The 25,476-nt window shown below is 58.3% G+C and carries 25 protein-coding genes; 7 read left to right on the top strand and 18 right to left on the bottom strand.

The genetic code is table 11. The annotated features are described in order from the left end of the window. The 13 genes from LVY71_RS06780 to LVY71_RS06720 all read right to left on the bottom strand — a co-directional run bounded on the left by LVY71_RS06780 (window position 1) and on the right by LVY71_RS06720 (window position 11,906). Window positions 1–696: an urease subunit gamma gene (locus LVY71_RS06780; RefSeq protein WP_235099043.1), complete on the bottom strand. Its 696-nt coding sequence runs from the start codon at window positions 694–696 to the stop codon at window positions 1–3. A 15-nt stretch (window positions 697–711) separates the two neighbouring features. Continuing rightward, window positions 712–1,290 carry an urease accessory protein UreF gene (locus tag LVY71_RS06775; protein WP_235099042.1) on the bottom strand — a complete coding sequence of 193 codons (579 nt, stop codon included), beginning with the start codon at window positions 1,288–1,290 and terminating at the stop codon, window positions 712–714. 95 nt (window positions 1,291–1,385) lie between these two features. Further along, a complete protein-coding gene (gene ureE / locus LVY71_RS06770) occupies window positions 1,386–1,934 on the bottom strand; it encodes an urease accessory protein UreE (RefSeq protein WP_235099041.1) in 549 nt (182 codons plus the stop codon). A gap of 171 nt (window positions 1,935–2,105) precedes the next feature. Beyond that, on the bottom strand, window positions 2,106–2,753 hold the full coding sequence (locus LVY71_RS06765; protein ID WP_235099040.1) for a tetratricopeptide repeat protein: 648 nt from the start codon (window positions 2,751–2,753) through the stop codon (window positions 2,106–2,108). Window positions 2,754–2,756: 3 nt separating this feature from the next. Next, window positions 2,757–3,065, bottom strand: coding sequence for a hypothetical protein (locus LVY71_RS06760; protein WP_235099039.1), 309 nt, complete (start codon window positions 3,063–3,065; stop codon window positions 2,757–2,759). A gap of 3 nt (window positions 3,066–3,068) precedes the next feature. After that, window positions 3,069–4,082 carry a Rieske (2Fe-2S) protein gene (locus LVY71_RS06755; protein ID WP_235099038.1) on the bottom strand — a complete coding sequence of 338 codons (1,014 nt, stop codon included), beginning with the start codon at window positions 4,080–4,082 and terminating at the stop codon, window positions 3,069–3,071. A 56-nt stretch (window positions 4,083–4,138) separates the two neighbouring features. Continuing rightward, window positions 4,139–6,538: a N,N-dimethylformamidase beta subunit family domain-containing protein gene (locus LVY71_RS06750; protein ID WP_235099037.1), complete on the bottom strand. Its 2,400-nt coding sequence runs from the start codon at window positions 6,536–6,538 to the stop codon at window positions 4,139–4,141. 38 nt (window positions 6,539–6,576) lie between these two features. Next, window positions 6,577–7,017: a N,N-dimethylformamidase alpha subunit family protein gene (locus LVY71_RS06745; protein ID WP_235099036.1), complete on the bottom strand. Its 441-nt coding sequence runs from the start codon at window positions 7,015–7,017 to the stop codon at window positions 6,577–6,579. Window positions 7,018–7,032: 15 nt separating this feature from the next. Then, window positions 7,033–7,737, bottom strand: coding sequence for an urea ABC transporter ATP-binding subunit UrtE (gene urtE / locus LVY71_RS06740; RefSeq protein ID WP_235099035.1), 705 nt, complete (start codon window positions 7,735–7,737; stop codon window positions 7,033–7,035). Further along, window positions 7,734–8,474: an urea ABC transporter ATP-binding protein UrtD gene (gene urtD, locus LVY71_RS06735; protein WP_235099034.1), complete on the bottom strand. Its 741-nt coding sequence runs from the start codon at window positions 8,472–8,474 to the stop codon at window positions 7,734–7,736. The genes urtE and urtD overlap by 4 nt, the downstream gene beginning before the upstream one ends. A 9-nt stretch (window positions 8,475–8,483) precedes the next feature. Further along, window positions 8,484–9,596: an urea ABC transporter permease subunit UrtC gene (gene urtC / locus LVY71_RS06730; RefSeq protein ID WP_349629884.1), complete on the bottom strand. Its 1,113-nt coding sequence runs from the start codon at window positions 9,594–9,596 to the stop codon at window positions 8,484–8,486. A gap of 28 nt (window positions 9,597–9,624) precedes the next feature. Next, on the bottom strand, window positions 9,625–10,527 hold the full coding sequence (urtB, locus tag LVY71_RS06725) for an urea ABC transporter permease subunit UrtB (RefSeq protein ID WP_235099032.1): 903 nt from the start codon (window positions 10,525–10,527) through the stop codon (window positions 9,625–9,627). A gap of 62 nt (window positions 10,528–10,589) precedes the next feature. After that, the gene (locus LVY71_RS06720; protein ID WP_235099031.1) at window positions 10,590–11,906 is read right to left on the bottom strand and encodes a transporter substrate-binding domain-containing protein; all 1,317 of its coding nucleotides are present in this window, start codon (window positions 11,904–11,906) and stop codon (window positions 10,590–10,592) included. A gap of 306 nt (window positions 11,907–12,212) precedes the next feature. On the opposite strand from LVY71_RS06720, the gene LVY71_RS06715 reads away from it, so the two are divergent. Then, entirely contained in the window at window positions 12,213–12,866 is a 654-nt protein-coding gene (locus LVY71_RS06715; RefSeq protein WP_235099030.1) for a helix-turn-helix domain-containing protein, read from the top strand. Window positions 12,867–12,903: 37 nt separating this feature from the next. Here LVY71_RS06715 and glnT read toward each other — a convergent pair whose 3' ends face one another. The 5 genes from glnT to LVY71_RS06690 all read right to left on the bottom strand — a co-directional run bounded on the left by glnT (window position 12,904) and on the right by LVY71_RS06690 (window position 18,447). Then, on the bottom strand, window positions 12,904–14,259 hold the full coding sequence (gene glnT, locus LVY71_RS06710; RefSeq protein WP_235099029.1) for a type III glutamate--ammonia ligase: 1,356 nt from the start codon (window positions 14,257–14,259) through the stop codon (window positions 12,904–12,906). Between the two features lie 36 nt (window positions 14,260–14,295). Next, window positions 14,296–15,621: an FMN-binding glutamate synthase family protein gene (locus LVY71_RS06705; RefSeq protein WP_235099028.1), complete on the bottom strand. Its 1,326-nt coding sequence runs from the start codon at window positions 15,619–15,621 to the stop codon at window positions 14,296–14,298. A 19-nt stretch (window positions 15,622–15,640) separates the two neighbouring features. After that, on the bottom strand, window positions 15,641–16,348 hold the full coding sequence (locus tag LVY71_RS06700) for a GltB/FmdC/FwdC-like GXGXG domain-containing protein (protein WP_235099027.1): 708 nt from the start codon (window positions 16,346–16,348) through the stop codon (window positions 15,641–15,643). After that, entirely contained in the window at window positions 16,345–17,244 is a 900-nt protein-coding gene (locus LVY71_RS06695) for a class II glutamine amidotransferase (protein WP_235099026.1), read from the bottom strand. The genes LVY71_RS06700 and LVY71_RS06695 overlap by 4 nt, the downstream gene beginning before the upstream one ends. A 219-nt stretch (window positions 17,245–17,463) precedes the next feature. Then, entirely contained in the window at window positions 17,464–18,447 is a 984-nt protein-coding gene (locus LVY71_RS06690; RefSeq protein WP_235099025.1) for a GlxA family transcriptional regulator, read from the bottom strand. A 129-nt stretch (window positions 18,448–18,576) separates the two neighbouring features. Here LVY71_RS06690 and LVY71_RS06685 point away from each other — a divergent pair, with 129 nt between their 5' ends. From LVY71_RS06685 to folD, 6 genes are read left to right on the top strand one after another with little or no spacing between them, the layout of a single operon-like run. Further along, on the top strand, window positions 18,577–19,827 hold the full coding sequence (locus LVY71_RS06685) for a sarcosine oxidase subunit beta family protein (RefSeq protein ID WP_235099024.1): 1,251 nt from the start codon (window positions 18,577–18,579) through the stop codon (window positions 19,825–19,827). Window positions 19,828–19,830: 3 nt separating this feature from the next. Next, a complete protein-coding gene (locus tag LVY71_RS06680) occupies window positions 19,831–20,097 on the top strand; it encodes a sarcosine oxidase subunit delta (protein WP_235099023.1) in 267 nt (88 codons plus the stop codon). Between the two features lie 2 nt (window positions 20,098–20,099). Further along, window positions 20,100–23,060: a sarcosine oxidase subunit alpha family protein gene (locus LVY71_RS06675; RefSeq protein WP_235099022.1), complete on the top strand. Its 2,961-nt coding sequence runs from the start codon at window positions 20,100–20,102 to the stop codon at window positions 23,058–23,060. After that, window positions 23,053–23,658 carry a sarcosine oxidase subunit gamma gene (locus LVY71_RS06670; protein ID WP_235099021.1) on the top strand — a complete coding sequence of 202 codons (606 nt, stop codon included), beginning with the start codon at window positions 23,053–23,055 and terminating at the stop codon, window positions 23,656–23,658. The genes LVY71_RS06675 and LVY71_RS06670 overlap by 8 nt, the downstream gene beginning before the upstream one ends. Window positions 23,659–23,692: 34 nt before the next feature. After that, entirely contained in the window at window positions 23,693–24,565 is an 873-nt protein-coding gene (gene purU, locus LVY71_RS06665; RefSeq protein WP_502797536.1) for a formyltetrahydrofolate deformylase, read from the top strand. A 2-nt stretch (window positions 24,566–24,567) separates the two neighbouring features. Next, window positions 24,568–25,440 carry a bifunctional methylenetetrahydrofolate dehydrogenase/methenyltetrahydrofolate cyclohydrolase FolD gene (gene folD, locus LVY71_RS06660; RefSeq protein ID WP_235099020.1) on the top strand — a complete coding sequence of 291 codons (873 nt, stop codon included), beginning with the start codon at window positions 24,568–24,570 and terminating at the stop codon, window positions 25,438–25,440. Window positions 25,441–25,476 lie beyond the last annotated feature (36 nt).

Raw genomic sequence — 25,476 nt, 5'->3', positions numbered from 1 at the left:
CTACGCTCCCTTGTATCCGCGCGCCCGGGCCTGCGCCAGCGCGGCATCGCGCACCTTGGAGTCTGCACTGTCGCCGTTGGTCAGATTGTTCAAACCTGTGAGCCGCTGCGCGCCCCCGAATGATACCAGCGTGACGTCCTTCGAGACGCCCGGTTCGAAGCGGACCGCCGTGCCGGCGGGAATATCGAGCCGCTTGCCGAACGCGGCCGCGCGGTCAAAATCCATTGCCTTGTTGACTTCGAAAAAATGGAAATGCGACCCGATCTGAACCGGGCGGTCTCCTGTATTAGTAGCCTTCAGCGTGACGCGCGGGCGTCCGTCGTTCAGCTCAAGGGTTCCGGACAGCGCTGTGATCGCACCCGGCAATTCCGTGTCCGCCGCCGAACCGGGCGCGGGACGGATCGGCTCATGAACTGTGACAAGCTTGGTGCCATCCGGAAATACGCCTTCGACCTGGATGATGTGCATCATGGCGGCGATACCCGTCATAACATCGTCGGTCGTCAGGATCGTGGACCCGTATCCGATAAGATCCGCTACGGTGCGCCCTTCGCGCGCACCTTCGAGAATTTCGTCGGTGATAATTGCAACAGCTTCAGGGTAATTCAGCTTCAGGCCCTTCGCGCGGCGCCGGCGCGCCAACTCCGCGGCGCTGAATATCGTCAACCGCTCCATCTCGGTCGGCGTCAAAAGCATATCGTGAGCCTCATTCTAGTTGGCAAACAGACGAAGGTTTGCCTGCGCCTGGTGTGCCGCTGCGATGTCGAGAAAAGGAACAAAACTGCTGAGGCGCGTATCATCCGGAACAGGCGCAGCCGAGAGCTGATCGATCAACGGCAAACAGTCATTCATCACTGCCTGCGCCTGCAATGCCCCGACGACGCCGAGACGTACAGCCGCCGACATTGCGCCAGAGACGGCAATGTAGCCTGACGCCAGTTGCGCCATCCGCTCATCCAGGTCCATCGAGCACCAGAGAGCGCCCTGCATCACCGCGATATGACCAAGCGCGTCACCACCGCGGACGGCATCGCGCAACAGCACCGCGGTCGCATTGCCGAGCTTGGCGTGCGTCGCCAGAAAAGACGATCCATTGCGTCTTGAACCCTCCCGTTGCGTTTCGCCGAACGTCGCTGCTTCGACTTCTTCGTCAATCCGAGCAATCCGCGCGAGATCGCCGCGCGCACGAAATGATTGAACAACAGCAATACGATCGAACGGAGCCCACCGCTGCTGCAAGATCGTCTGTGCGAGATTGGAAAGCGTTTCCCGATCGGATACCACTCCCATCGCAGCCAGACCCTCCACACCGTAAGAAAATGCAAAGGATCCGCTAGGGAACGCAGCGTCGGATTGCCATATGGTCTTAAGGAGCTGCAGCACGACTAATGATCCGAGCAGCTATGGCGGTGACGACCGTGATCGTGGTGATGATGGTGGTCGCCAGGATAATCGTGATCATGACGATGCACATCGGCATGATCGTCATCCACGACGCTCACATGGACGCGCCTGCTGGAAACCATCGGCTCGATGCGGGCTGCGTAGTCCTCGGGACGACCTTCGAGCGCGACAAGAAGGCACGGACCATCAAAGCGGACGCGCCAGTGCAGATTGCCCGCATGATAGCCGAGTTCAACCGCATCGGCAGTTGACGCGGGTTCAAGCCGCAGCCAGCGCTCGGTCGCCGCCCTTACGACGACCGCCTGATCGTCGTTCAAAACCAAAACGGCACCATCATAGAGTTTCTCATCACGCGGCAACGCAATCGCAAGTTCGACGCCGCCGCGGGTGATTGCACGCAAACGGCGACGCGATAGGTCTGCAGACGAAATTACAACGGTGTCGACCGCGCCACGATGCTCAAGGTCGTGCAGCCTTCCGGAGAAGGCCGTGTCAATCCGGCTTCCTATCACGTGATCAACTTTCTGCATCGATACTCCCGGAAACTTCGCGGACGCTATCACCATCATCGCATCATCCCGTAAGATCTCTCATACCAATATCGAGACGATAGTACGCGCGCGCCTCTACGCTCGCTGCATGATTTATGTGCAACGAATGCACAATTCATCATCCATCTCAACTGTCAGAACAGATAAGCACTAAACCGTAAGCTCTGGCGTTATCTCCCGCTTTGATAAGACACCGGCGCGCGCCGTTGCAATCGCCTTTTCCTCTTCGCTCATCGTCTCTATAAGGGCTTGCAATTCTGTCTCTGCCCGCGCCACGCCATGGCGGCTCGCCGACGACAGCCAGCGGAATGCCTCAATACGATCAACGGCAACGCCAGCGCCCTGCGCATAAATGCTTCCGAGACGAGCTTGCGAAAGATAGTGGCCGGTTTCTGCAGCCTTTCGGAACCATACGATCCCAGCAGCAACGTCGATCTCCATCCCTATTCCGCTCGTGAGAGCGACGGCGTAGTTGTGCTGTGCAAACTCATCGCCCTGCTCTGCCGCGATCCGAAGCCAATAGCAGGCACGCTCGGGATTTAGCTCGGTGCCATCCCCTCGCGAGTACATCACGGCGACATTGTTCGCGGCCATAACGTTGCCGCGCTCCGCCGCCAACAGATAGTGGCGAAACGCCCTCGCGGAATCTCGCTCAACTCCCAGTCCGTTTGCATAAAGCGATCCGAGCCAAGCTGCGGCATCCGCATGCCCCTGCTCGACAAGCGGCTCCCATATCGTGCGCGCCGCCTCATAATCACGCCTGAGGAACGCAGCTTCGCCGTCGGCCAAAGACGCCATATTTCAATCCTGCTTAGTGTGCTGGTCAATTTTGTAGAGATAGATGCAATCGAAATCCTCGGACTCGGATTCCGGCGGAACGCCGCGCGTCTTCAGATGTTCCGTAAAGTAGGATTGAACAGTCCGTGCCGCCCTCGCCGTCAGGAGTTGCTTATAAAGCCACGGATCCTGAGCATCCCTGACGCCATGCACGTCGAAGAGAACGCGTTTCGGATTGTCCGCGATGCCGACGTACCAGTTGGAGAACGTGGCATCGAACTCCTTGATATAGGCAAGCAGCTCATATTTTGCCTGTTGAACACTGACTATCATCGATCAACATACCATTCGCGCATCGGTCAGCGGTGCATTCCAGTACGAGATGTGCTGACGTGTAATGCGTTCCACGAATTTCCGATTGAAGCCGCGCTCAACACGGGGCGGCTCAATGGCCACCTTTTCGGAAGAACGGGTGAATTGCGACTGCATGTCTCTCGCCTGTGTCGCCGCCAAATCGAGGATCGACGCCATCGCGGCCATCCTCGCGTCGAAGGCTGCAAGTTCCGGCTGCGCAAAGTAAGAAATGCGGCACAACGTCTGATCCATGGCCGTCGGCTGAAGAATGATTGCGGCTACAGCATTCAATGTGTGGATTACCAGGAGGTTCGGAAAATGCCACTGAGCTTCGACGCCGCTCGAACGAGCCGAGGCGACAATGGCCGAGCCGGCCAACTTCCAGTTCGCACGATACTCGCACCAAACTCCCTCCCGGCGCAGAATATCCGCTTGCCAAGCGATCGGCGGTGGCTCGATCGTCTGATCAATCATCGGATCGATGTTTGCAAAAATGAACGGTCCCCGCACTTGCACCCTGACAGGCAACAGCCGCTCCGGCACCGTGCCAAGGTATTGACCCGCAAGTGGCGACATGTCTTCGAGGCTGCCGCCGGGAATGACGTCGCGATCCCGGCTGAACCCGCAGGATGTATAGGAACATTTGGTCTTCTTGCCGGTCTGGCACTGCGCGGGAACAGACCGGCACCCGCCATGCTGAGCCTTGTTGAATCGTCCAATCAGTCCGCCGTCTGTCTGGCGCTGAACATGAATTGCATGCTGCCCGATGGTGTATGGCATCAGGTCGCCGGTATGTGCGATCTCGGCAGTCGTCCCGATACATACCCAATCGCGGGTCCACACCTTCTCATTTTCTAGCCGCTGAAACATCTCGGAGGTGTATGCCTGCGCTGGCAGCACTGAAATGTCTTCCAACCGCTGACCGGACGCATAGAGATCGGGATCCTGCAAATCCATGCCGTTGTCATAAAAACCGGAATCCGGGTGTTTCTGCATCGGTCGATCCATCAAAGAAAATGGCGCCCGCGCGGGAAGCGCGGACGCCGGTTTGTTTACTTGCGCGTCTTGTTCAGCGGTTGGTCATAATCCGCACGGCCACGATGCATGATCGCCTCCGGGCTCGGCGCGGGGAGCGGACCATCCTGCATGAAGCGATTCAGAACGTTGCCGACGAGCTTCGAAATATTGTTGTCGCCATTGTTCCACGGCAACGCGCCGCAGAACGCAATGGACGAGAACGCGAAGGATGCGCCACCGTTCGGCGTCTCATGGTAGGCGATGTCCGAGCGAACGCGCGGGTGTTGCGTGCCATCGAGACCCTGCTGGTTGAAGCCGTAGTCTTCCATGACCAGCAGATAGCCCTCGGTGTGACGGCCGGCCGAGGTCGCCACGACAAGCGTATGCGGAGGACTGCCCAGCATGGTGTCGACGATGTCGAGCTCGGTGCCGGCGGCGCCACCGCCCACAAGACCGAAATTGCCGAGCTTTTCGTCGTAGTCGATACCTTCGAACGCCCAAGCGACACGCGCGTCGTTGCTCTCCTCGGTTCGCGAATAATAGGTCGAGATGTCGAAGCCTTCAGACGACATGCCCGTACCCGCGATGGTGTGCAGATAGCGGCCACGGAAGCGCCACATACCGCCGAGTTCGCCGGTGCCTTGATGATAGTACTCGCCCGGATCCGCGCGCCATGTCCGGATGCCGGATTCGCAGCGCCTCATTTCCGTGACAACGCCACGACCGATGCCGTCATAAGCCGGATGATACGAATGCACCCAGTACCAGCCGTCAGCGCCCATATACATGAAGCGTCCACCGCGCTGCATGTAGTTATGCAGGGCGTCAAGCTGCGGCCCTGAATTGTGCTCCGGATGCGAGCCGGTAATGATGACGTTATAGTTCTCGACGCGAGCGAGACCGTCATAGGTCACGTCCTCATCGGTGATGACGTCATAGTTATAGCCCATCTTCTCCAGCCAGTAGATCAGATGAAGATCCGCCGGATACTGCCATGGTGCCTGCGCCAGGAAGTGATCATACTTCGGACGGATGCTCAGGATCGGCCGCAACCGCGATGACAAGCACAAGCCGCTTCCATCCGTATGGGTGTCATAGATCGAACCGCCATACTCGCGATGCTCCGACAGGAACATATTCTGCTGCTGCATGATCGGAACGCGATAGACGAGAAGCTCCGCGCCGCCAGCATTATTCGCCAGATGCTCGTTGGCATAGGCCATGTAGCTGATGGTCGGGACCATGACGGCGATCTTTGCGGTCTCCTCGCCGACCCGCGGCACAACCCAGAACGGGATGTAGTCTTCGTCGCCGTCCTTTGAGGTCAGTTTCGCCGCATAGAACTTGCTGCTCGTGCCTTTCGGCACCTTCCACTCGAAGCTGACCTGCCAGCGGGCATTGTCGATGTCGTCGTCGTGGAAATGGATAGCGCCATACTGCTCGGGCGCTCCCTTCCAGTCGAAAACGTGCCCCTGCCAGTTGTATCCGGTCATCGCGCGTGTCGGGCAATTCACGATGGTGGCATGAAAGAGATAAGGCCCCTTGTCCTTGCCAAAAATCGTATTGATGCCGTCGCCAAAATCCCACGACGCCACGATCGCTTCTGAGAGCTTGCCGCTCGGGCCGGAGTTGCGACGCTCGGACAGGCCCGGCTGGGCGCCGAGTTTCATCGATTCGATCTCAAGCCGGGAGAGCGCGCGATTACAGACACGCGGGCTGTCGATCTTGCCGTTGTAGTGTCCCTTGATGAGAACTCCCGGGGGAACCGAAGCCTGCGCTTGCGGCGCGTCGCTCATTCCGCCGCAATAGCCGGCGATCACGGTCGGCGTACCCGGCACATAGGTGAGCTTCGTTGAGAATTTTTTGCTCACCGGGGGAATTTCCGGATCGAGCGCGTAGACAACCTGAGGCTCGTGATAAAGGATTGCCTCCCCGGTTTTTGCATCGAACGACGCCGCAACGAAGTGCCAAGCATGGTCGCGCAGCGGCGCGCCGGTTGAAATGACCTGATCGTTGATCCGGAATTCGACGCAGCCGTCTTCATTGATAAAGAGGCCGTAGCCCTTGCCGTCGCACCACTTGGTCACGAGCCCCTGAGCGCCGTGCTTCCAGTACTTCGGATGGGTCTTTGGCGTGGTCGGCCAGATCCAGCATTGCAGAGTGACGCTCTCAAGCTGAAACTGCTTCTTGTCCGCGACGAAACCGTAGGAGCCGCTGTAGATCTCCTGTTTCATGCCCTTGTAGGTGCTGTTGCAGTCGGCCTTGATGGACTCCTCGATATATCCGGGACCGCGCGGATTGGTGTCGCCGTGAATCATCTTGACGATCTCGGCCTTGTACTCGGCCGGCCCGTCGCAATTGACATAAAACTTGATCGTGTCTTCCGGATGGACGCTAAATTTGTCAGCGTATCCGGTAATTTTCATCCAGGTCATGGTTATCCCTTAAAGATTGGTGATGCCAGATTTTGCGATCAGGTTACGGTCCACTGGTCGTCGCGGCGCTTCCAGCCTTCCCGGAAGTGCTCGGGGAAACCATCGGTCTCCGGCATCTCCTCAAGTCGCATGAGAAAAATATCGTGCTGCGGGTCTTGCTCGTTGTCGTAGACCTTATCGGTCACGAATTCGGGCGGCACGCCACGCACGCCCGAAAGGCGGGCAATGCGCCATTCCTTTTCGACTTTGGTGCAAATAACCACGAGCTTGCCCTTGGCTGGCTTGGCACGCATCCGAAGCAGGACGCGGTTCAGCTGAAGATCCTCATGAATTCCGCCGGTGACGGTCGTGGTGTCTCCTGGCGTCTCGCATTTCAGAACGCTGTTGCCGGCAACTCCCTTCATGGAGTCGATACATTCCTTGTGTTCCCTGATCATGCGCTCAGCATCGGGCGTCGAAGGGCGTGGAATGGGAATCATGGTCCTGCTCCGTTGTTAGATCGTCATATGCTTTTGAATGACTTCGTCGTCGAGGGCGTCTATCGGGCCGGAGGCAACGACGCGACCGTTGTCCAGCATGAGAAATTTGTCGCCGAGCTTTTTTGCGACCTTGATGTGCTGCTCGGTAAGCAGCAGCGTGATGCCAAGCTCCTTGTTGAGCATCCGCAGTGTTTCGCCGATTTCCTGAACGATGTTCGGCTGGATTCCTTCGGTCGGCTCGTCGAGAAGCAAAACTTTCGGATCCACTGCGAGAGCCCGCGCCACCGCCAGCTGCTGCTTCTGGCCGCCCGACAGCAGCCCCGCACGCCGATCGAGATTTTCCTTGAGATAGGGAAACAGACGCAGACAGATTTCCGGAATCTCGTTGTCTTCGTCCTTGCGCGCGAAGGTGCCGAGCAGGATATTCTCGCGGACAGTAAAATCAGAGAGAATGCCGCGTCCTTGCGGAACGTAGCCGATGCCCTGTTTGGCCCGCTGATAAGTCGGCAATGCGCCAATCGACAATCCGTTTATGGTGATATCGCCGGCGGATCGGTCGGTAAGTCCCATGATCGTACGCATCATGGTCGTCTTGCCGACACCGTTGCGTCCCAGCACGCAAAGGCATGTACCCTGCTCTATCTCGAACGAGAAATCCTTCAGGATTGGGGTTTTACCGTAATAGGACGTTACCCTGTCCATCGAGAGAAGCGTGGTCATGCCGCAGTCTCCCCAAGATAGACTTCGCGGACACGCTCATTCGATTCAATTTCTTTCAACGAACCCTGGGCGAGCAGGCTGCCCATATGCATCACGGTGACGACATCGGCGATTTGCCGAACGAAAGACATATCGTGTTCAACGACCAAAAGCGTGTTCGTCGCCTTCAGATTGTTGAAGATCTTTGCCGTCTTCTCAATCTCGGATTCCGTCATGCCCGCAATCGGCTCATCCAGCAGCAGCAACCGAGGATCCTGCATCAGCACCATGCCAATCTCAAGCCACTGCGTTTCACCGTGCGACAGAATTCCCGCCTCGACATCGAGACGATCCGAAAGGCCGCTTAGCGTCGCAACTTCGTCGAGCTTCTGTGCGAATCCAGTCTCGCGAAAACGGAACATGTTCTTCAGCGGATTGGTGTTGCGGCTATAGGAAACTTCGAGGTTTTGACGAACCGACAGATCTCTAAAAACAGCCGGCACCTGGAATTTGCGTCCGATCCCGCGCCGGGCGATCTCGTGCTCGTCGAGGCCTGTAATATCTTCATCGCAAAAGGTGATCGTACCGGAGGTCGGCTTCTGGCGCCCCGTGATCAGATCCATGGTCGTGGTTTTTCCCGCGCCATTTGGACCGACAAGACAGCAAAGCGTCGCTTCGACGATCTCAACGCTGAAATCGTTGATGACGTTTACGGTGTCGAACGTCTTGCAGAGATTTTTGATTTCAAGAAACGACATTGCGCCCTCTCACTCCCCTGGCTGCGGAAGGAGCTGGCCGTCAGCGGGCCGATCTTCGCCGACCGTCTTCTTCTTTCTTGCAACAGGGAAATATCCCAAAATGGTCTCGACAAGACCCACGAGCCCTTTCGGCAGGAAGCGCACCACAACGATAAAGAAGGCGCCGAGGAAAAGCAGCCACGTCGACAGCAGGGAGTCGCCGAGATAGCTCTGGCCACCCTGGATCATGAACGCTCCGATGATCGCGCCCAACAACGAAAGCCGACCACCAATACCGGCCCAGATCACCATCGAAAGACTGAAAGTGGTGTCGAATTGCGCCGGCGAAACGTACTGGGTCAGAACGACCCAGCAACATCCCGCGACGGCGGCGATGAATCCCGACACGGTGTAGATGGCGGTTTCGTAACTGGCCACGTTGTAGCCAAGAAAACGCACGCGCTCCGCGTCACCTCTCACCGCCTGGACCACCAGTCCGAAACGGCTGCGCGTCATCAACTTACCGCCGACAGTCGCGACAAGCAGGAGCCCAAAAACGATCCAGTACACCTCAGGACTGTAGGGGTCGAAAGTGAAGTTGCCCATCGTGAGCGGCGACGGCGGCGTGATGCCATTGACGCCGTTGGTGTAGGGTTGGATATCGAGGATCAAAGTGTAAAATGCGCTCAGCATGGCCAGCGTCATGATCGCGAAGAACGGACCTGAAACCCGGGCGCGGAACATCAAGCCGCCGAACAACGCGCAAAAAAGGGTCGGCACCAGCAACGCCAGGAAAATGCCGAACCCTGTGTTGCGAAATGGCTCCCAGAACCATGGCAGATGGTCGAGGCTGTTGTTCAGCATGAATGGCGGAATTGGATTCGACGCATCCTGCGACTGCATCTGCATGGTCATTGCCATGCCATAGGCCCCGAGGCCGAACGGAATGCCCTGACCGAGGTTCAAAATGCCGCCAAAACCCCAGCAAAGCCCGATAGCCAGCGCGAGCATGCCGTACACGCCGTAAACCGCGAACTGGTTGAGCAGAAAATTGTCGGTCACGTACAGCGGTACGGTGCCAATCGCCACGAAGAACACGAGGTAGGTCAGCCACTGCGCCTTGGTATTGTGGTAGAGATTCATGTCGTTGGGCTCACTCGTGTCACTTGCGTCATCTGCGTGTTGCCGAAGGTGCAAAGAGACCTTGCGGACGAATGCGCAGGAGCACGACAATCAGGACAAACAACAGGAACCGGGCGAACGTATCGTTCGTGAAGTATGCAAAGATCGATTGCAACTCGCCCGTCGCACCGCCCGCAACCACACTTCCGGCGAGCGTGCCGCCGCCGACAACAACGACCAGAAATGCCTGCACCACATAGGCGGACCCCATGGTCGGCAGCACGATGTTCAGAACGCCAAACAGAGAGCCGGCTAAACCGGCCAACCCCGCGCCCAGCGCAAATGTCAGCATATACACGCGATCGGAGTTGATGCCGAACGATGCGGCCATCTCCTTGTTCTGCATCACGGCACGAACCTGGACACCGAACCTTGTGCGGTAGAACAACGCCCATAACGCCACAACCGCGCCGATCGTAATGCCAAGCACAACCATCCGGAACGCGGAAATGTTGACAAAGCCGAACTGCACATTGCTGGAGAAAATCGTCGGCACGGCGATGTACTTCGGGTCACTGCCGAACAACAGCCGCACACCCTGCATCAGAACAAGCGAGACTCCGAACGTTGCAAGCAAGGTATCGAGCGGGCGTTTATAGAGATATCGGATCAGGCCGCGCTCCAGGATGAGGCCGACGGCGGCCACGATAAGGAACGAGGCTGGAATACATAGCAGGAATGGAAGCGAAAAATAGCTCTGCAGCATGTAGGAACTGTAGGCGCCGAGCATGATGAATTCACCGTGCGCCATGTTGATCACGCCGACCGTGCCATAGATGATGGTTAACCCCAGCGCCGCAAGCAACCATATGCTGGCGATGCTGATGCCGAGAATAAGCGCGTTCAGAAACGCACTTATATCGAATGATCCGAAGAAACTTCCGAGCGCCATTTGCTCGCCTCTCATTACCCGCGCGCTTCCAGCCGATATCGACCGGAAGCGCGCCGATGGTTTTAGATAACGTTTGTGCGAACCTTGCCGTCCGGCGCTACAAGGCCCTTGGCAGTACACTTGCCGCTGGCCGGATAGATCGAATACGGATCCGGAGCGACGTGCTCTGCGGCCTGTTTCACGATCTTGAAGCTGCCGTCAGCCTGACACTGGCCAATCTTCGGCTTGAGCCAGGTGTTGAAGTTCTGATCGTCGATCCAGATCAGCCCCTCCGGCGAAATGCCATCCTCGACCTTGATGCCGCCCGAATGATCGCGGATCGAGCGAGGCGTCACGCCATCGTAGCCAAGCGCCGCGATGGCCTTCTCAAGGCCGTACTTGAATACGTAGGCCGACAGATAGGTTTCTTCCATATTGTAGTGCGTGGTGCCGTTCTTGCCGTACTTGCTCTTGAGGAAGCCCTCGACGAACTTGTGGTTGGTCGGATTATCCAGTGCCTGGAAGTAAGGAGCCGACAGGAAGTGGCCGGCACCGAACTCGTTGCCCATGGCGCGGGTCTCGATTTCGCCCGTGGTGAGCGAAGCGATCGGCATCGTGTCGACCTTGAAACCTTCCTGCTTGAACTGCTTGTGGAAGGCGATGTCCGACGCGCCGACGACCGTGGAGAAGATGAAATTCGGCTTAGCGTCGCGAATCTTGTTCAGCACAGGCCCGAACTCGGAGCCGCCGAGCGGGATGTATTCTTCACCGAGCAACTCGCCCCCAGCCTTCTCGAGCCAGATCTTGGCGTTCTTGTTCGATTCCTTCGGCCACACATAGTTCGAGCCGACGAAGAAGACCTTCTTTCCAAACTCCTTGACCATGAATGGAATGAGGTCCTGGGAGTGCTGGTTGGCAAGCGGTCCGGTGCAGATCGTGTTCTGCGTGCATTCCGCGCCTTCGTAACAGGTCGGATAGTACAGAAGATGGTTCTGCGCCATAACCGTCGGCAGGATCGCTTTGCGGCTTGCCGAGGTGTAGCAGCCGAACAATGCAATGACCTTATTGCGCAGAATGAGCTCCTTCGTCTTTTCGGAGTAGACGTTGAAGTCCGACTTCGCGTCGACGATGACAGGCTCGATCGGCGAGCCGGCGATGCCGCCATTCTTGTTGATCTCGTCGATCGCGTATTGCATCACGAGGGTGGAATCTTCTTCCGGTACAGCGAGACCGCCCGTCAGCGAGAACAGAAGTCCGATCTTGATCGGCTCTCCCTTCTTGATCCACGGGGTCGCGCCCCATGCCTGATCGATAGTGCGAACAAATCCATACGGCGCGGCCGCAGCGGCGGTGCCTAGTAATGCCGTTTTCTTGAGAAAGTCGCGGCGATTGGTACCCATTTTGAACCCCTGCCTCATTTTCCTGAAAAGAAATCTATTTTCTAAGAATAGAAGTGAAAGAATGTTTCTCAAGAGTAAAATGTGTGCATCACGGATCAATAAGGAGCATCGCTGCGCACACAAAACGGTCGCAGCGCAGATATGACGATCAATGCGCCGCCGAGGTGTTGCATTGAGCGAGGCTAACGCGCGATCAATAGAGTTGCGAGGAATTGCACCCTTGCGCGCACATGGGTCTTAAATATCTGCAAGTGATATGTTCGCCACGTGGTATGCCTTGGCGGTCGTTGGTCTGAAGGATTCGCAATGCCGAAGAAGAGCGCGAAGAATATTGAAGCCGTTAGCCGGGAGTACAGCACCGGATCGAACGCTCCCGCAGAAGGCTCGCGCGCGCTTGAACGCGCACTAGGCGCGCGAATTCGCTTCATCAGACGCGAGCAGGATCTGTCGGTGCTCGATCTTTCAAACGCTGCAAATATCTCGGCTGGCATGCTTTCCAAAATCGAGAACGGCCAGATTTCGCCGTCGCTCTCGACCCTCCAGTCGATTGCGAATGCGCTGAAAGTTTCTTTGAGCATGCTGTTCGCTGCGTCAGAAGAACGCCGCGACTGCTCCTATGTCCGGGCGAAACAGGGCGTCGTCATCGAACGGCGCGGCACCAAGGTCGGTCATGTCTATCAGTTGCTGGGGCATGTGATCGGCGGTGACGTCGCGGTCGAGCCATATCTGATCACATTGGAAGAAAATGCCGAGGCCTTCACCGGCTTCCAGCATTCCGGAATCGAATTTATTTACATGCTGTCGGGCGAAGTGATCTATCGTCATGGCGACACCAGCCACCGGCTTCGGCCGGGGGATTCCCTGATGTTCGATTCAGGCGCGCTGCATGGCCCAGAAACTCTGGTCAAGCGGCCAATGACCTATCTATCGATTATCGTTTATCCGAGACGGCAAATCTGACGGCGGTTGTCGGCAGATTCGCTTCGATCAGTCCGCATCAGATATCGAGCGTATTGTCCCGCTCCCACTGCGTCAGGAATCGGCTGTAGTCGTTCCACTCGATGGTCTTCAACTTCAGAAAGCCGTCGACAAGTTCATCGCCGAGTGCACCGCGCAGAATCGTCGAGTTCTCCAGCGCGCGCAGCGCGTCCAGCAAGTTCAGCGGCAAACGCTTCGCGTCAACGATCGTATGACCATCCGTGTACATGTTGATGTCCAGACGCTTGCCTGGATCGCGTTTGTTGGCTACGCCATCCATACCCGCCGCCAGCACCGCCGCCGGAAGCAGATAGGGATTTGCAGCGCCGTCTGCGAGGCGGAATTCAAAACGTCCCGCCTCCGGAATGCGGATCATATGGGTGCGATTATTGCCGGTGTAAGTGACCGTATTGGGGGCCCAGGTGGCACCGGAGACTGTACGCGGTGCATTGATCCGCTTGTAGGAATTCACTGTTGGATTGGTGATAGCACAGAGCGCATCAGCGCTGTTGATGATGCCGCCGATGAACTGGTAACCCATCTTGGATAACCCGAGTTCGTCCGCCTCATCCTCGAAAATATTCTCTTCGCCCTTCCAGATCGATACATGCATGTGGCAACCTGAGCCGGTCAGATTCAGGAACGGCTTCGGCATGAAAGTCGCACGCAGGCCGTGCTGTTCCGCAATGGCACGAACCATAAACTTGAAGAACGCATGACGGTCCGCCGTGACCAGGGCATCGTCATAGTGCCAGTTCATTTCAAACTGACCGTTCGCGTCTTCGTGGTCGTTCTGATATGCGCCCCATCCGAGTGACAGCATCGCGTCGCAGATGTCCTTGATGACGGCATAGCGGCGCATCAAGGCTGACTGATCGTAGCAGGGCTTGGTCGCAGTATCGGCCGCGTCGCTGATCGCCGAACCATCCGGCATAACGAGGAAGTACTCGCATTCAACGCCGGTCTTGAGGACAACGCCATGTTTCGCGGCATCGGCGATGGCTTTCTTGAGAACATTGCGGGGTCCTTGCGGAACCATCTTTCCGTTCATGTAGAGATCGGATGCGAGCCAGCCAACCTCCGGCTTCCACGGCAACTGAATGAGGCTTGTCGGATCCGGAAGGGCGAACAGGTCAGGATCTGCCGGTGACATATCGAGCCACGTTGCAAAACCAGCGAAGCCTGCACCGTTCTTGGCCATGCCGGCGATCGCGGAAGCCGGAACGAGTTTGGCGCGTGAGGCCCCGAATAGATCGATATAGGAAATCAGGAAATATTTAATTCCTCGCTCCTTCGCGATCTTCGCCAGATCAATGGTTTCAGATGACGCGGACGCCGGGCGGTCTTTGGTAGCAATCTCGGCTAAGGTCGTCATGCAGGTGCCTTTGTTCAGATAGCAAGATTGAAATGATCAGAACGTTTGCAGTCCGGGAATCCAGTTTGTTCCTGCGAGCGGAACGCGCGCCATCGCAGCAGCCTCCAGCGTCAAGGCAACCAGATCTTCCGGTTCGAGATTGTGGACGTGGTTCTTGCCGCAAGCGCGCGCGATGGTCTGCGCCTCGAGAGTCAGCACCGCGAGATAATTGGCGAGACGACGGCCCGCCTTCACCGGGTCAAGCCGCGCAGCAAGAGCGGGGTCCTGCGTCGTGATGCCCGCGGGATCGCGTCCCTCATGCCAGTCATCATAAGCTCCTGCAGTCGTGCCGAGCTCCTGATACTCCGTTTCATGGACAGGATCGTTGTCACCCAGAGCAACAAGCGCTGCGGTTCCTATTGCGACAGCGTCCGCGCCGAGTGCGAGCGCCTTGGCAACGTCAGCGCCATTGCGAATACCGCCGGAGACAATCAGCTGCACTTTCCGATGCATGCCGAGATCCTGCAGCGCCTGAACCGCGGGCCGGATTGCGGACAAAATCGGAAGGCCGACATTTTCGATGAACACCTCTTGCGTGGCAGCCGTGCCGCCCTGCATACCGTCGAGCACCACAACATCGGCGCCGGATTTCACTGCCAATGCTGTATCGTAATAAGGCCGCGCGGCTCCGACCTTAACGTAGATCGGCTTTTCCCAGTCGGTCAGCTCACGCAGCTCGAGAATCTTGATTTCAAGATCGTCGGGGCCGGTCCAGTCCGGGTGACGGCAGGCCGAGCGCTGATCGATGCCTTTCGGCAGCGTGCGCATCTCCGCCACGCGATCCGAAATTTTTTGGCCAAGCAACATTCCGCCGCCGCCGGGCTTGGCGCCCTGCCCGATGACAATCTCGATTGCGTCCGCCTTTCGCAAGTCATCCGGATTCATACCGTAACGGGATGGCAAATACTGATAGACCAGCATCGATGATTGCCCGCGCTCCTCGGGCGTCATTCCACCGTCGCCGGTTGTGGTCGAAGTCCCCGCCGTCGAAGCGCCGCGACCCAGCGCCTCTTTTGCAGGACCGGAGAGAGCACCGAAGCTCATGCCGGCGATCGTGACGGGAATCTTCAGATGGATCGGCTTCTTGGCGAACCGACTGCCAAGCACAACATCGGTGCCACAACGCTCACGGTATCCTTCCAACGGATAACGTGACATCGACGCGCCGAGAAATAGCAGATCGTCAAAATGCGGGACCTTGCGCTTCGCTCCGCCGCCCCGAATGTCGTAGATTCCGGTGGAAGCGGCTCTGCGGATTTCGGCAAGAGAGTATTCATCGAAGGTCGCGGAAAAGCGCGGCGGCGTAGGGGACTTGATAGCCATTGAAGTTACATTCCCTGAATTAATACGCACCAGCGTTATCGACGTGGAAATTGTAGAGTTGGCGGGCCGACCCGTATCGCTTGAACTCCGCGACATCGACTTCGCCGGCCATACCGGCGGCTTTCAGTTTCTCCGCAAGGTAAGCCTTGTCTTTGTCCCCCATCGTTTTCTCGATACAGTCGGCGCCAAGGCTTGCAACACTGCCTCGGATGAAGAGTCGCGCTTCGTAGATTGAATCTCCAAGCGCCTCTCCTGCATTGCCCAGCACGACAAGAGAGCCGGCCTGCCCCATGAAAGCGCTCATGTGTCCAATATTACCCTTCACCAGGATATCGACGCCCTTCATCGAGATGCCGCAACGCGCCGATGCATTGCCATTCACGATGAGGGTTCCGCCATGTGCCGTAGCGCCAGCCGCCTGACTCGCATCGCCCTTGACGTGCACGAGGCCTGACATCATGTTTTCGGCAACGCCAACGCCGGCATTGCCGTGCACGATGACCGTCGCAAGCTGGTTCATACCCGCACAGTAGTACCCGACATGTCCTTCCACATTGACGGTGACCGGTGCCTTGATCCCCGCGGCGATCGCGTGTGCGCCATCCGGATTCCGGACGCGCCAATACTTCGCACCTGGGGTCTTGCTTAGGTCATGCAGCGCCTGATTGAGGTCGCGGAGCGTGTTCTTGCGAAGATCGAAAGAAACCTCGTTTTCAATCATGTTCATGCCGCGGATTCCCAGAAATACGGCGTTGAGGGCTCTGGTTCCCACACCTTTGCATTTGCGACGCCAGGCAGATTGACGAGTGCGCGATACTCCGAGCCGAACGCAACGTAGCGCTCGGTCTCGGCCATAACGGCGGGCTTGCAGGCGATCGGATCGCGCAGCACCCCGAAGCCAGACTCTGTGCCGACGACGAAGGTATAGAAGCCGTCGAGATCACCGAGGCTTTCCTTCAGAGCCTCACCCAGCGAAGCGCCCTTCTGCATCCGCCAAGAGAGATAGCCTGCCGCAACTTCCGAATCGTTGTCCGTGGTGAAAGTCAGCCCTTCGTGCTTCAGCATGCGACGGACCCCGGCATGGTTCGAAAGCGAGCCGTTATGAACGAGGCACTGGTCGCGCCCCGTCGAGAACGGATGCGCACCATCGGTCGTGACAGCAGACTCGGTCGCCATTCTCGTGTGACCGATTCCGTGGGTACCGGTCATATGCGCCAAGTCAAAACGGGATGCCACGTCCGCAGGCAAACCCACCTCCTTGAAGATCTCCATGCGCGTTCCGCTGCCGACAACTGTGATCTGGGGATAGCGCGCAGCAATGGCATTGCGGACGGCCGCCTCCTTGCTGGCGGGAATTGTCAACAACGTATGGGTCGCCCGCTTCATCACGCTCGGGCCGCCGCCTGATACGTCAGCCAGTTCAGTTTCGAGGCGCGAGACATCGAAATCCAGTGCGGTTCGCAACGAAAGCTTCACCTGATCTGGATTGCCCTGACCGTAGATCGCGAAGCCCGCGCTGTCAGGACCGCGATCGGTCATTACACACAACATCGATGCAAGCATCGACCCAAGCTCTGGCTCGAGCGACTTGTCCTTCAAATACAACCCGACGATTCCACACATCCAACGACTCTCCGGCACCATGACCGCTGTGAACGATCACTATGGTTCGTCGATAAACGCGAATGGCCGCGCCGTCAATCAATAAGAATATAATTTTCCTGCCAAGAAATTGAGCGGGTTGCCCTTAATCCAGCCAGCAACTGCGGGACGTTAAACGTCGTTGCTGCGAAACGCCCAATGAAAGACTTCAGTAGTGAGAGCCGCATGACGGCCATGCGATCAACTGCGCACACGGTCCTGCTTCGGAGAACGACTGAACGTTTTCGAATAGACGCGCGAAAAGTGACTCGTTGAAACGAAGCCCGTCGCCATCGCGACTTCCGCAATGGATAACGATGTCTGCCGGAGCAGGTTCTGAGCGCGGCTGAGCCGGATTTTGAGATAATAACGCGACGGCTTGTCGTGGAGATTATCGGTGAACAGCCGCTCCAACTGGCGTGGCGTGATGCCGGCACTTTCGGCCATCTCGCCGAGTGTCAGCGGATCTTCGATTCGCGCCTCCATCAACGTCAACACACGGATCAGGCGCTCGTTGCTCACACCATGCCGCTCACGCAGAGGCATGCGCTGTGGACCGCTTCCGGTGCGCGGTTGCGTCCGCAGATACCATTCGCTCACAGCGCCCGAAAGCTCAACGCCATGATCGCGCTCGATCAGCTCTATCATCATATCGAGCGAGGAAATTCCGCCCGCACACGTAATGCGGTCGCGATCTATCTCGTAAAGGGTACGGCGCACGTCGAGTTCGGGGAAGTCTTCGATAAAGGCAGGGATATGCTCCCAATGAAGCGTGCAGCGGCGTCCATCGAGCAATCCGGCGCGCGCAAGCACAAAGGGGCCGCCGGACATTCCAGCCATTGAGACACCGGAGCGAGCGAGCGACCGCAACCACTGCAAGGTTTGCCGGTGCCTGAATTTGGCCGGATTGCCACCAGCGCAAACAAACAGCGTATCGAGCCCGAGATCGTCGCCGATCTTGCCGTCGGGCAGGATGCCGACGCCAGTCGATGCCAAAACCGTGTCGCCGTCGACCGATATATGCTGCCATCGGTACAGCGGCTTTCCCGACAGCAAGTTTGCCGCGCGCAGCGGTTCAACCGCCGACGCATAGGACATGAGCGGAAAATTAGGGAGCAGCAGAAAGCCAAACTGCCTTGTCCCCTCACTGTCACGCTGAGCCGGGCACCCTGCCGTGTCGATCACTGGTCGTCTCCATCGAAGATGGGACGATTCAGGCGATGTCGGAAATAGGCAAGATCACGTCGCATTCAGGCACGATAGCGCCGATCGGATGAAACATCTATAGGGACCGAATTAAGACGAGCGCTCGCGATGCGTTATTCCGTCCTCTCACTTGCCGCCCAAGTCTTTCGCGGTCCTTCCGCCCTCACGCCCGCGTGGCGCAATGCGACGCCGAAGCCCGCTTACGACGTGATTATCGTGGGCGGCGGCGGTCACGGCCTCGCCACCGCATACTATCTCGCGAAGGAACACGGCATCCGAAACATCGCCGTGCTCGAAAAAGGCTGGATCGGCTCCGGCAACGCAGGCCGCAACACCACCATCATTCGCTCAAACTATCTGCTGCCGGGCAACGAGCCATTCTACGAATGGTCGATGAAGCTATGGGAAGGTCTTGAGCAGGAACTCAACTACAACACCATGGTGAGCCAGCGAGGCGTCCTCAATCTCTATCACTCGGACGCACAGCGCGACGCCTATGCCAGACGCGGCAATGCCATGCGTCTCAGCGGTGCCGACTCCGAGCTTCTGGATCAGGCCCAGGTTCGCGCCATGTATCCGTTCCTCGATTTCGAAAACGCGCGCTTCCCGATCCAGGGCGGAATTCTGCAGCGGCGGGGCGGAACAGCCAGACACGATGCCGTGGTCTGGGGCTACGCACGGGGCGCCGACCGTCTCGGCGTCGATATCGTTCAAAATTGCGAAGTCACCGGCTTTCTTTTCGAGGGCGGCCGAGTGGTTGGCGTCTCGACGACACGCGGCGAAATCCGAGCCGGCAAGGTTGGACTGGCCGTCGCCGGAAATACCTCGCGTCTCGCGCGCCTCGCCAATCTTCGCCTTCCCATCGAAAGCTATCCGCTTCAGGCATTTGTTACCGAAGGGCTGAAGCCGCTGATCGACGGCGTCATCACGTTCGGCGCGGGACATTTCTACGTCAGCCAATCCGACAAAGGCGGCCTGGTTTTCGGCGGAGACATCGACGGCTACAGTTCATATGCACAGCGCGGGAATCTTCCGGTGATCGAGGATGTCTGCGAAGGCGGCATGGCGCTGATGCCGTTGCTTGGCAGGTTACGCATTCTGCGGCACTGGGGCGGCATCACGGATATGTCGATGGATGGGTCCCCCATCATCGATCGAACGCCGCATCCGGGCCTGTATCTCAACGCGGGCTGGAATTACGGTGGGTTCAAGGCAACACCGGCATCCGGCTGGTGCTTCGCGTGGACGCTTGCAAAGGATGAGCCGCATCAACTGAACGCCGCATTCCGGCTGGATCGCTTCGCCACCGGCTACGTGATCGATGAAAAGGGGGTCGGCGCACAGCCGAACCTGCACTGAATCATGCGCATCACATGTCCCTATTGCGGCTTCCGCGACTCTCAGGAGTTCACCTGCCTCGGTGACGCGGCCCTGCGCCGCCCCGATCCAACTGCGGCGAACGCGGCCACCGCATTCCACGATTACGTCTATCTGCGGGACAATCCCGCCGGAGAAAAGCGCGAGCTTTGGTATCACGCCAACGGCTGCCGTCGCTGGCTCGAGGTCACGCGCGACACACTCACCCACGAGATCTACAGCGTGAATTTTCCTCGCAAGGCCGGAGGTTGAACATGAGCCGGCTCAATCTGGGCGGTCTGATCGACCGGACAAAGCCACTTCGTTTTACCTTCGACGGCAAGCCGTACCAAGGCGCCGAGGGCGATACGCTCGCATCGGCGCTCCTTGCCAATGGCGTGTCGCTCGTCGCGCGGTCCTTCAAGTATCATCGCCCCCGCGGCATCTTCAGCGCCGGCTCCGACGAGCCGAACGCGCTTGTCGAACTGCGAAAGGGCGGCCGCAAAGAGCCGAACACCCGGGCCACCGTGGTGGAACTCTATGACGGCCTCGCCGCCGACAGCCAGAACCGCTGGCCCTCTTTGTCTTTCGACCTGCTGGCCGCCAACGGCCTTGCCGCGCCGTTCCTTGGCGCAGGCTTCTACTACAAGACATTCATGTGGCCCGCGCAGGCCTGGGAAAAACTTTACGAACCCGTCATCCGCCGTGCGGCCGGACTTGGCCGGGCCGCCATGGAGCCGGATCCCGACGCGTATGAAAAGCGCAACGCCTTCTGTGACCTGCTCGTGATAGGGGCCGGTCCAGCCGGATTGATGGCGGCTTTGACGGCAGCGCGCAGCGGCGCGCGCGTCTTTCTCGCCGATGAGGATTTCCGCTTCGGCGGACGGCTGCTTGCGGAAAAATCCGAGATCAACGGTGCTTCAGGACTCTCTTTCCTTGAGGAAACCCTGAGGGAACTTGAGAGCCTGCCGAATGTCGAGCTTCTGCCGCGCACGACAGTCTTCGGCGTGTACGACGGCGGGACATATGGTGCGGTCGAGCGCGTGAACGATCATCTGCCGACGCCGTCCGCATTCAAGCCCCGCCAGCGCCTTCTCAAGATATTCGCAAAGCAAGCTCTCCTCGCCGCAGGTGCCATCGACAGGCCCATCGTGTTCGGCGGCAATGACCGCCCCGGCGTCATGAGCGCGCGTGCCCATCAGACATTCGCAAACCGCTTTGCTGTCGCACCCGCTTCTCGCGCGGCCTACTTCGTCAACAACGATGGCGCATGGCGGGCGGCCTTCGATGCCGCAGAAGCGGGCGCAAAGGCTGATGTCATTATCGATATCCGCCCCGGCATTGCGCCTGACATTCTGGCGCGGGCTAAACATCTCGGCATTCGCACCATCCTCGACGGCCGTGTCGTCGCCACGTCAGGGAAAACCCTGCGTTCGATCGACGTCGTTGCGAACGGCAAGCAGGAACGGCTTTCAGTCACAGGCCTCGCGATCTCCAGCGGACTGTCGCCCAACATCCAGCTCACCTGCCATCACGGCGGAAAGCCCAAATGGAACGAGGCCATCGCCGCCTTCGTTCCAGGCAAATGTCCTCCGGGACTGCGCGTTGCGGGCTCCGCCGCCGGCATTTTCGGCCTCGCCGCCTGTCTTGCGGACGGCGCGAGCAAGGGCGCGGAGATTGCACGCGATCTAGGACTTGCGGCGGCAGCGATCCCCGCTCCGCATGCGGGCGATGCGGCTGCGGACATCCAGCCATTCTGGCATGTCACGCAGTCGCGCGACCCGGCATTTGTCGACCTTCAGAACGACGTCACCGCGAAGGACATCGCCATTGCCCACGGCGAAGGCTTCCGTTCCGTCGAACATCTGAAACGCTATACGACGCTCGGCATGGCGACCGATCAGGGCAAGACATCCAATGTCACGGGCCTCGCCATCATGGCGTCGCTGACGGGGCAAAGCATCGAAGCCACCGGCACGACAATCTTCAGGCCGCCCTACACCCCGGTCGCTATCGGCGTGCTGGCAGGTCATCACAGAGGGCGTGACTTCCGGCCCGTTCGCCCGACGCCAACTCATCACTGGGCGGAATCCCAGGGAGCGAAATTCGTCGAGACCGGTCTCTGGCTGCGCGCCCAGTATTTTCCCCGCGTAGGGGAAAGCGACTGGCTCGAGACCGTCACCAGAGAAGTCACCAACGTGCGCGCCAGCGTCGGACTGATCGACGTCTCCACATTCGGCAAGATCGATCTTCAGGGCAAGGATGTAGGCGCGTTGCTCGACTTCGCTTATATCAACATGTTCTCGACGCTGCCGGCCGGACGCGCCCGCTACGGCGTCATGCTGCGCGAAGACGGCATCGTGATGGACGACGGCACCACGACACGGCTCGGTGAAAATCACTATGTCATGACGACGACAACGGTGAATGCCGCCAAGGTTTTCCAGCACCTCGAATTCTGCTTGCAGGTTCTGCGGCCCGATCTTGACGTTCAACTCACATCGGTCAGTGAGCAATGGGCGCAGATCGCGATTGCCGGTCCGAACGCGCGCAAGGTTCTAGCGGGAATTGTCGATAGCGCGGATATTTCGAATGAAGCACTGCCTTACATGGGCGCGATTGAAGCCGATGTGTTGGGTGGCACGCCCGCCCGCATTTTTCGTCTCTCCTTCTCCGGTGAACTCGGTTACGAAATCGCAGTGCCCGCCCGCCGCGGTCAACGTCTTGCGCAGGCGCTGATGGAGGCCGGACGCAGCTTCGAAATCACGCCCTATGGCACGGAAGCGCTGGGCGTCATGCGCATCGAAAAAGGCCATGTCTCAGGTTCCGAACTCAATGGCCAGACCAGCGCGCGAGATCTCGGGCTGGCGCGCATGGCATCCAGCAAGAAGGACTATATCGGCCGCGTGATGGCGCAGCGTCCTGCGTTTCTCGATCCGGACCGGCCGGTGCTCGCTGGCTTCCGCCCGGTCGATCGAAACCAGCGCCTTCGCGCAGGTGCACATTTTCTCGGCCTCAACAAGCCGGCTGATATCAAGTTCGACGAAGGCTATATGACTTCGGTTGCGTATTCACCGAACCTGCAGCACTGGATCGGCCTAGGCCTGCTGAAGCGCGGTCCGGAGCGCATCGGAGACATCGTACGTGCCTACGATCCAATTCGTGGCGCCGATATCGAGGTCGAAGTTTGTGCGCCCACATTCATTGACCCCGAAGGAGTACGCCTTCGTGGCTGATGTTCTCAAAAACGTTTCATTCACTGCACTTCCGGGTACAGACCATTACGGCGCAAGCGGCTCCGCTGTCCGGATTACGGTTGATGATTCGCCGATTGCATCGGTCGCCCTGGCGCGCGGACAGGCCTGCGCACTGAGCGACATCTGCCTTGCAGCTTTTGGCGTCAATCTGGTCGATGGAGCTGTGGTTTCCCGCGGGCAATTCCTGTCATTTGTCGGCATCGGCCCAGGAAAGTGGCTTGCTTTCAGTACCAACAATACCCCCCCAGCAGCGCAGCTACGGCAGGCCTTTGGCGCTCTCGCCGCGGTCTGCGACCAGAGCGACGCTTATATCCTCTTCACTCTTGAAGGGTCTCGCGCACGCGAGTGTATGATGAAGGGCGCAGCTATTGACCTCGATCCGAGCGTGTTCAAGGTCGATGACGCTGCGACCACCTCAGCGGCTCATATCGGGCTGACATTCTGGCAGACCAGTGAAGCGCCCTCCTACAGGATCGCCGTCGCGCGCAGCTTCGCTCCAAGCTTTGCGCGCCACCTGCTCGCCACCGGTGCCGAGTACGGCATCGACTTTCTCAGCCAACTCCAATCCAACAAATAAAATCTTCCAGCAGCGATATTTGAAAGAACCTGTAATGACATCCGACCTGTCCGATCAGTTCATCCTCCGGCTGTCGAGTCCGAACCGGCCGGGAATCGTAGCTGCCGTCTCAACCTTCCTGTTCGAGCAAGGTTGCAATATTCTGGAAGCCCAGCAATTTGACGATACGGAAAGCAATACGTTCTTTGCACGTATCGTCTTTAACACAGTGTCATCCGCTGTCCCGCTCGATGCATTGAAGGCGGGATTCTCCCCGATCGCCGAGCGCCTCTCGCTGTCGTGGCAACTGCGGCCACGCAGCCAGAAGCGGTGCGTCATGATCCTTGTTTCCCGGTTCGATCATTGCCTGGTGGATCTGCTCTATCGCTGGCGAACCGGCGAAATCGATATGGGCATCACGGGCATCGTTTCGAACTATCCACGTGACACCTACGAACATCTCGACCTCGACGGCATTCCTTTTCATTATCTACCGGTCTCGAAGGAGACCAAACACGAGCAGGAAGAAAAGTTGTGGGAGCTTGTTAAAGCCACCGGAACGGAACTAGTGGTGCTTGCGCGCTACATGCAAATCCTGTCCGACAAACTTTCCACCCGCTTGTCTGGCAAATGTATCAACATCCACCACTCGTTCCTGCCCGGCTTCAAGGGCGCAAAGCCATATCATCAAGCCCATGAGCGCGGTGTGAAACTGATGGGCGCCACAGCGCATTACGTCACCGCCGACTTGGACGAGGGCCCCATCATTGAACAGGACGTCGAACGCATCAGCCACGCGGATTCGCCTGCAGACCTCGTCCGCAAGGGACGCGATATCGAACGCCGCGTTCTGGCGCGTGCACTTGCATTCCATCTCGAGGACCGCGTTCTGGTAAACAAGAACCGCACTGTAGTGTTTAGGGACTGACCGTGGCCGAGACCAAAATCATCGACGGCAAGGCGTTTGCCGAAAATCTTTGTGGACAGATTGCCGCCGAGGTGGGGGCGCTAAAGCCTCACGGAATCCCCGGCCTTGCGGTTGTTCTCGTCGGTGAAGATCCGGCCAGCGCCGTCTATGTCCGCAACAAGGCGCGTCAGACCATCGCCGCAGGGATGAACTCATTCGAACATCGCCTGCCTGCATCGCTATCGGAAGACAACCTGATTGCGTTAATTGGCCAGTTGAACCGGGACCACTCCGTTCACGGCATTCTGGTGCAACTGCCACTTCCACCGCAGATTTCGGCCGATAAGGTTCTCGCCGCGATTGATCCGACCAAGGATGTCGATGGATTCCATGTCGTGAATGCCGGACGTCTGGCCACCGGTCTTCCCGCTCTGGTGCCCTGCACGCCGCTGGGCTGCACCATGCTGCTCAAAAGCATTATTCCAAACATGAGGGGCCTGAAGGCAGTCGTGATCGGCCGTTCGAACATTGTCGGAAAGCCGATGGCTCAGCTTCTTCTGCAACAAGATTGCACGGTCGTCATGGCGCATTCGCGCACCAGGAACATCGCTGAAGAATGCCGTCAGGCGGATATTCTTATCGCAGCAGTTGGCCGCCCCCAGATGATCCGTGGCAACTGGATCAAGCCCGGCGCGGCGGTGATCGATGTCGGAATCAACAGGGTGGATGGCGGAAACGGCAAAAGCAAACTTGTCGGCGACGTTGCATTCGATGAAGCGCTGGGCATCGCAGGCTACATCACACCCGTTCCGGGTGGAGTAGGTCCGATGACCATCGCATGTCTCTTGCAAAACACCGTGACCGCATTCAAGGCGCAACGCCTGACGCAAGCGTAGTTCACGCATGTCTCGTTGTCCTATTGATAACTTGAC

The organism is Bradyrhizobium sp. G127, assembly GCF_021502575.1.
GTDB lineage: Bacteria > Pseudomonadota > Alphaproteobacteria > Rhizobiales > Xanthobacteraceae > Afipia.
The sequence above is the reverse complement of the archived record's forward strand: the minus strand, read 5'-3'. Positions and strand labels throughout refer to the sequence as shown.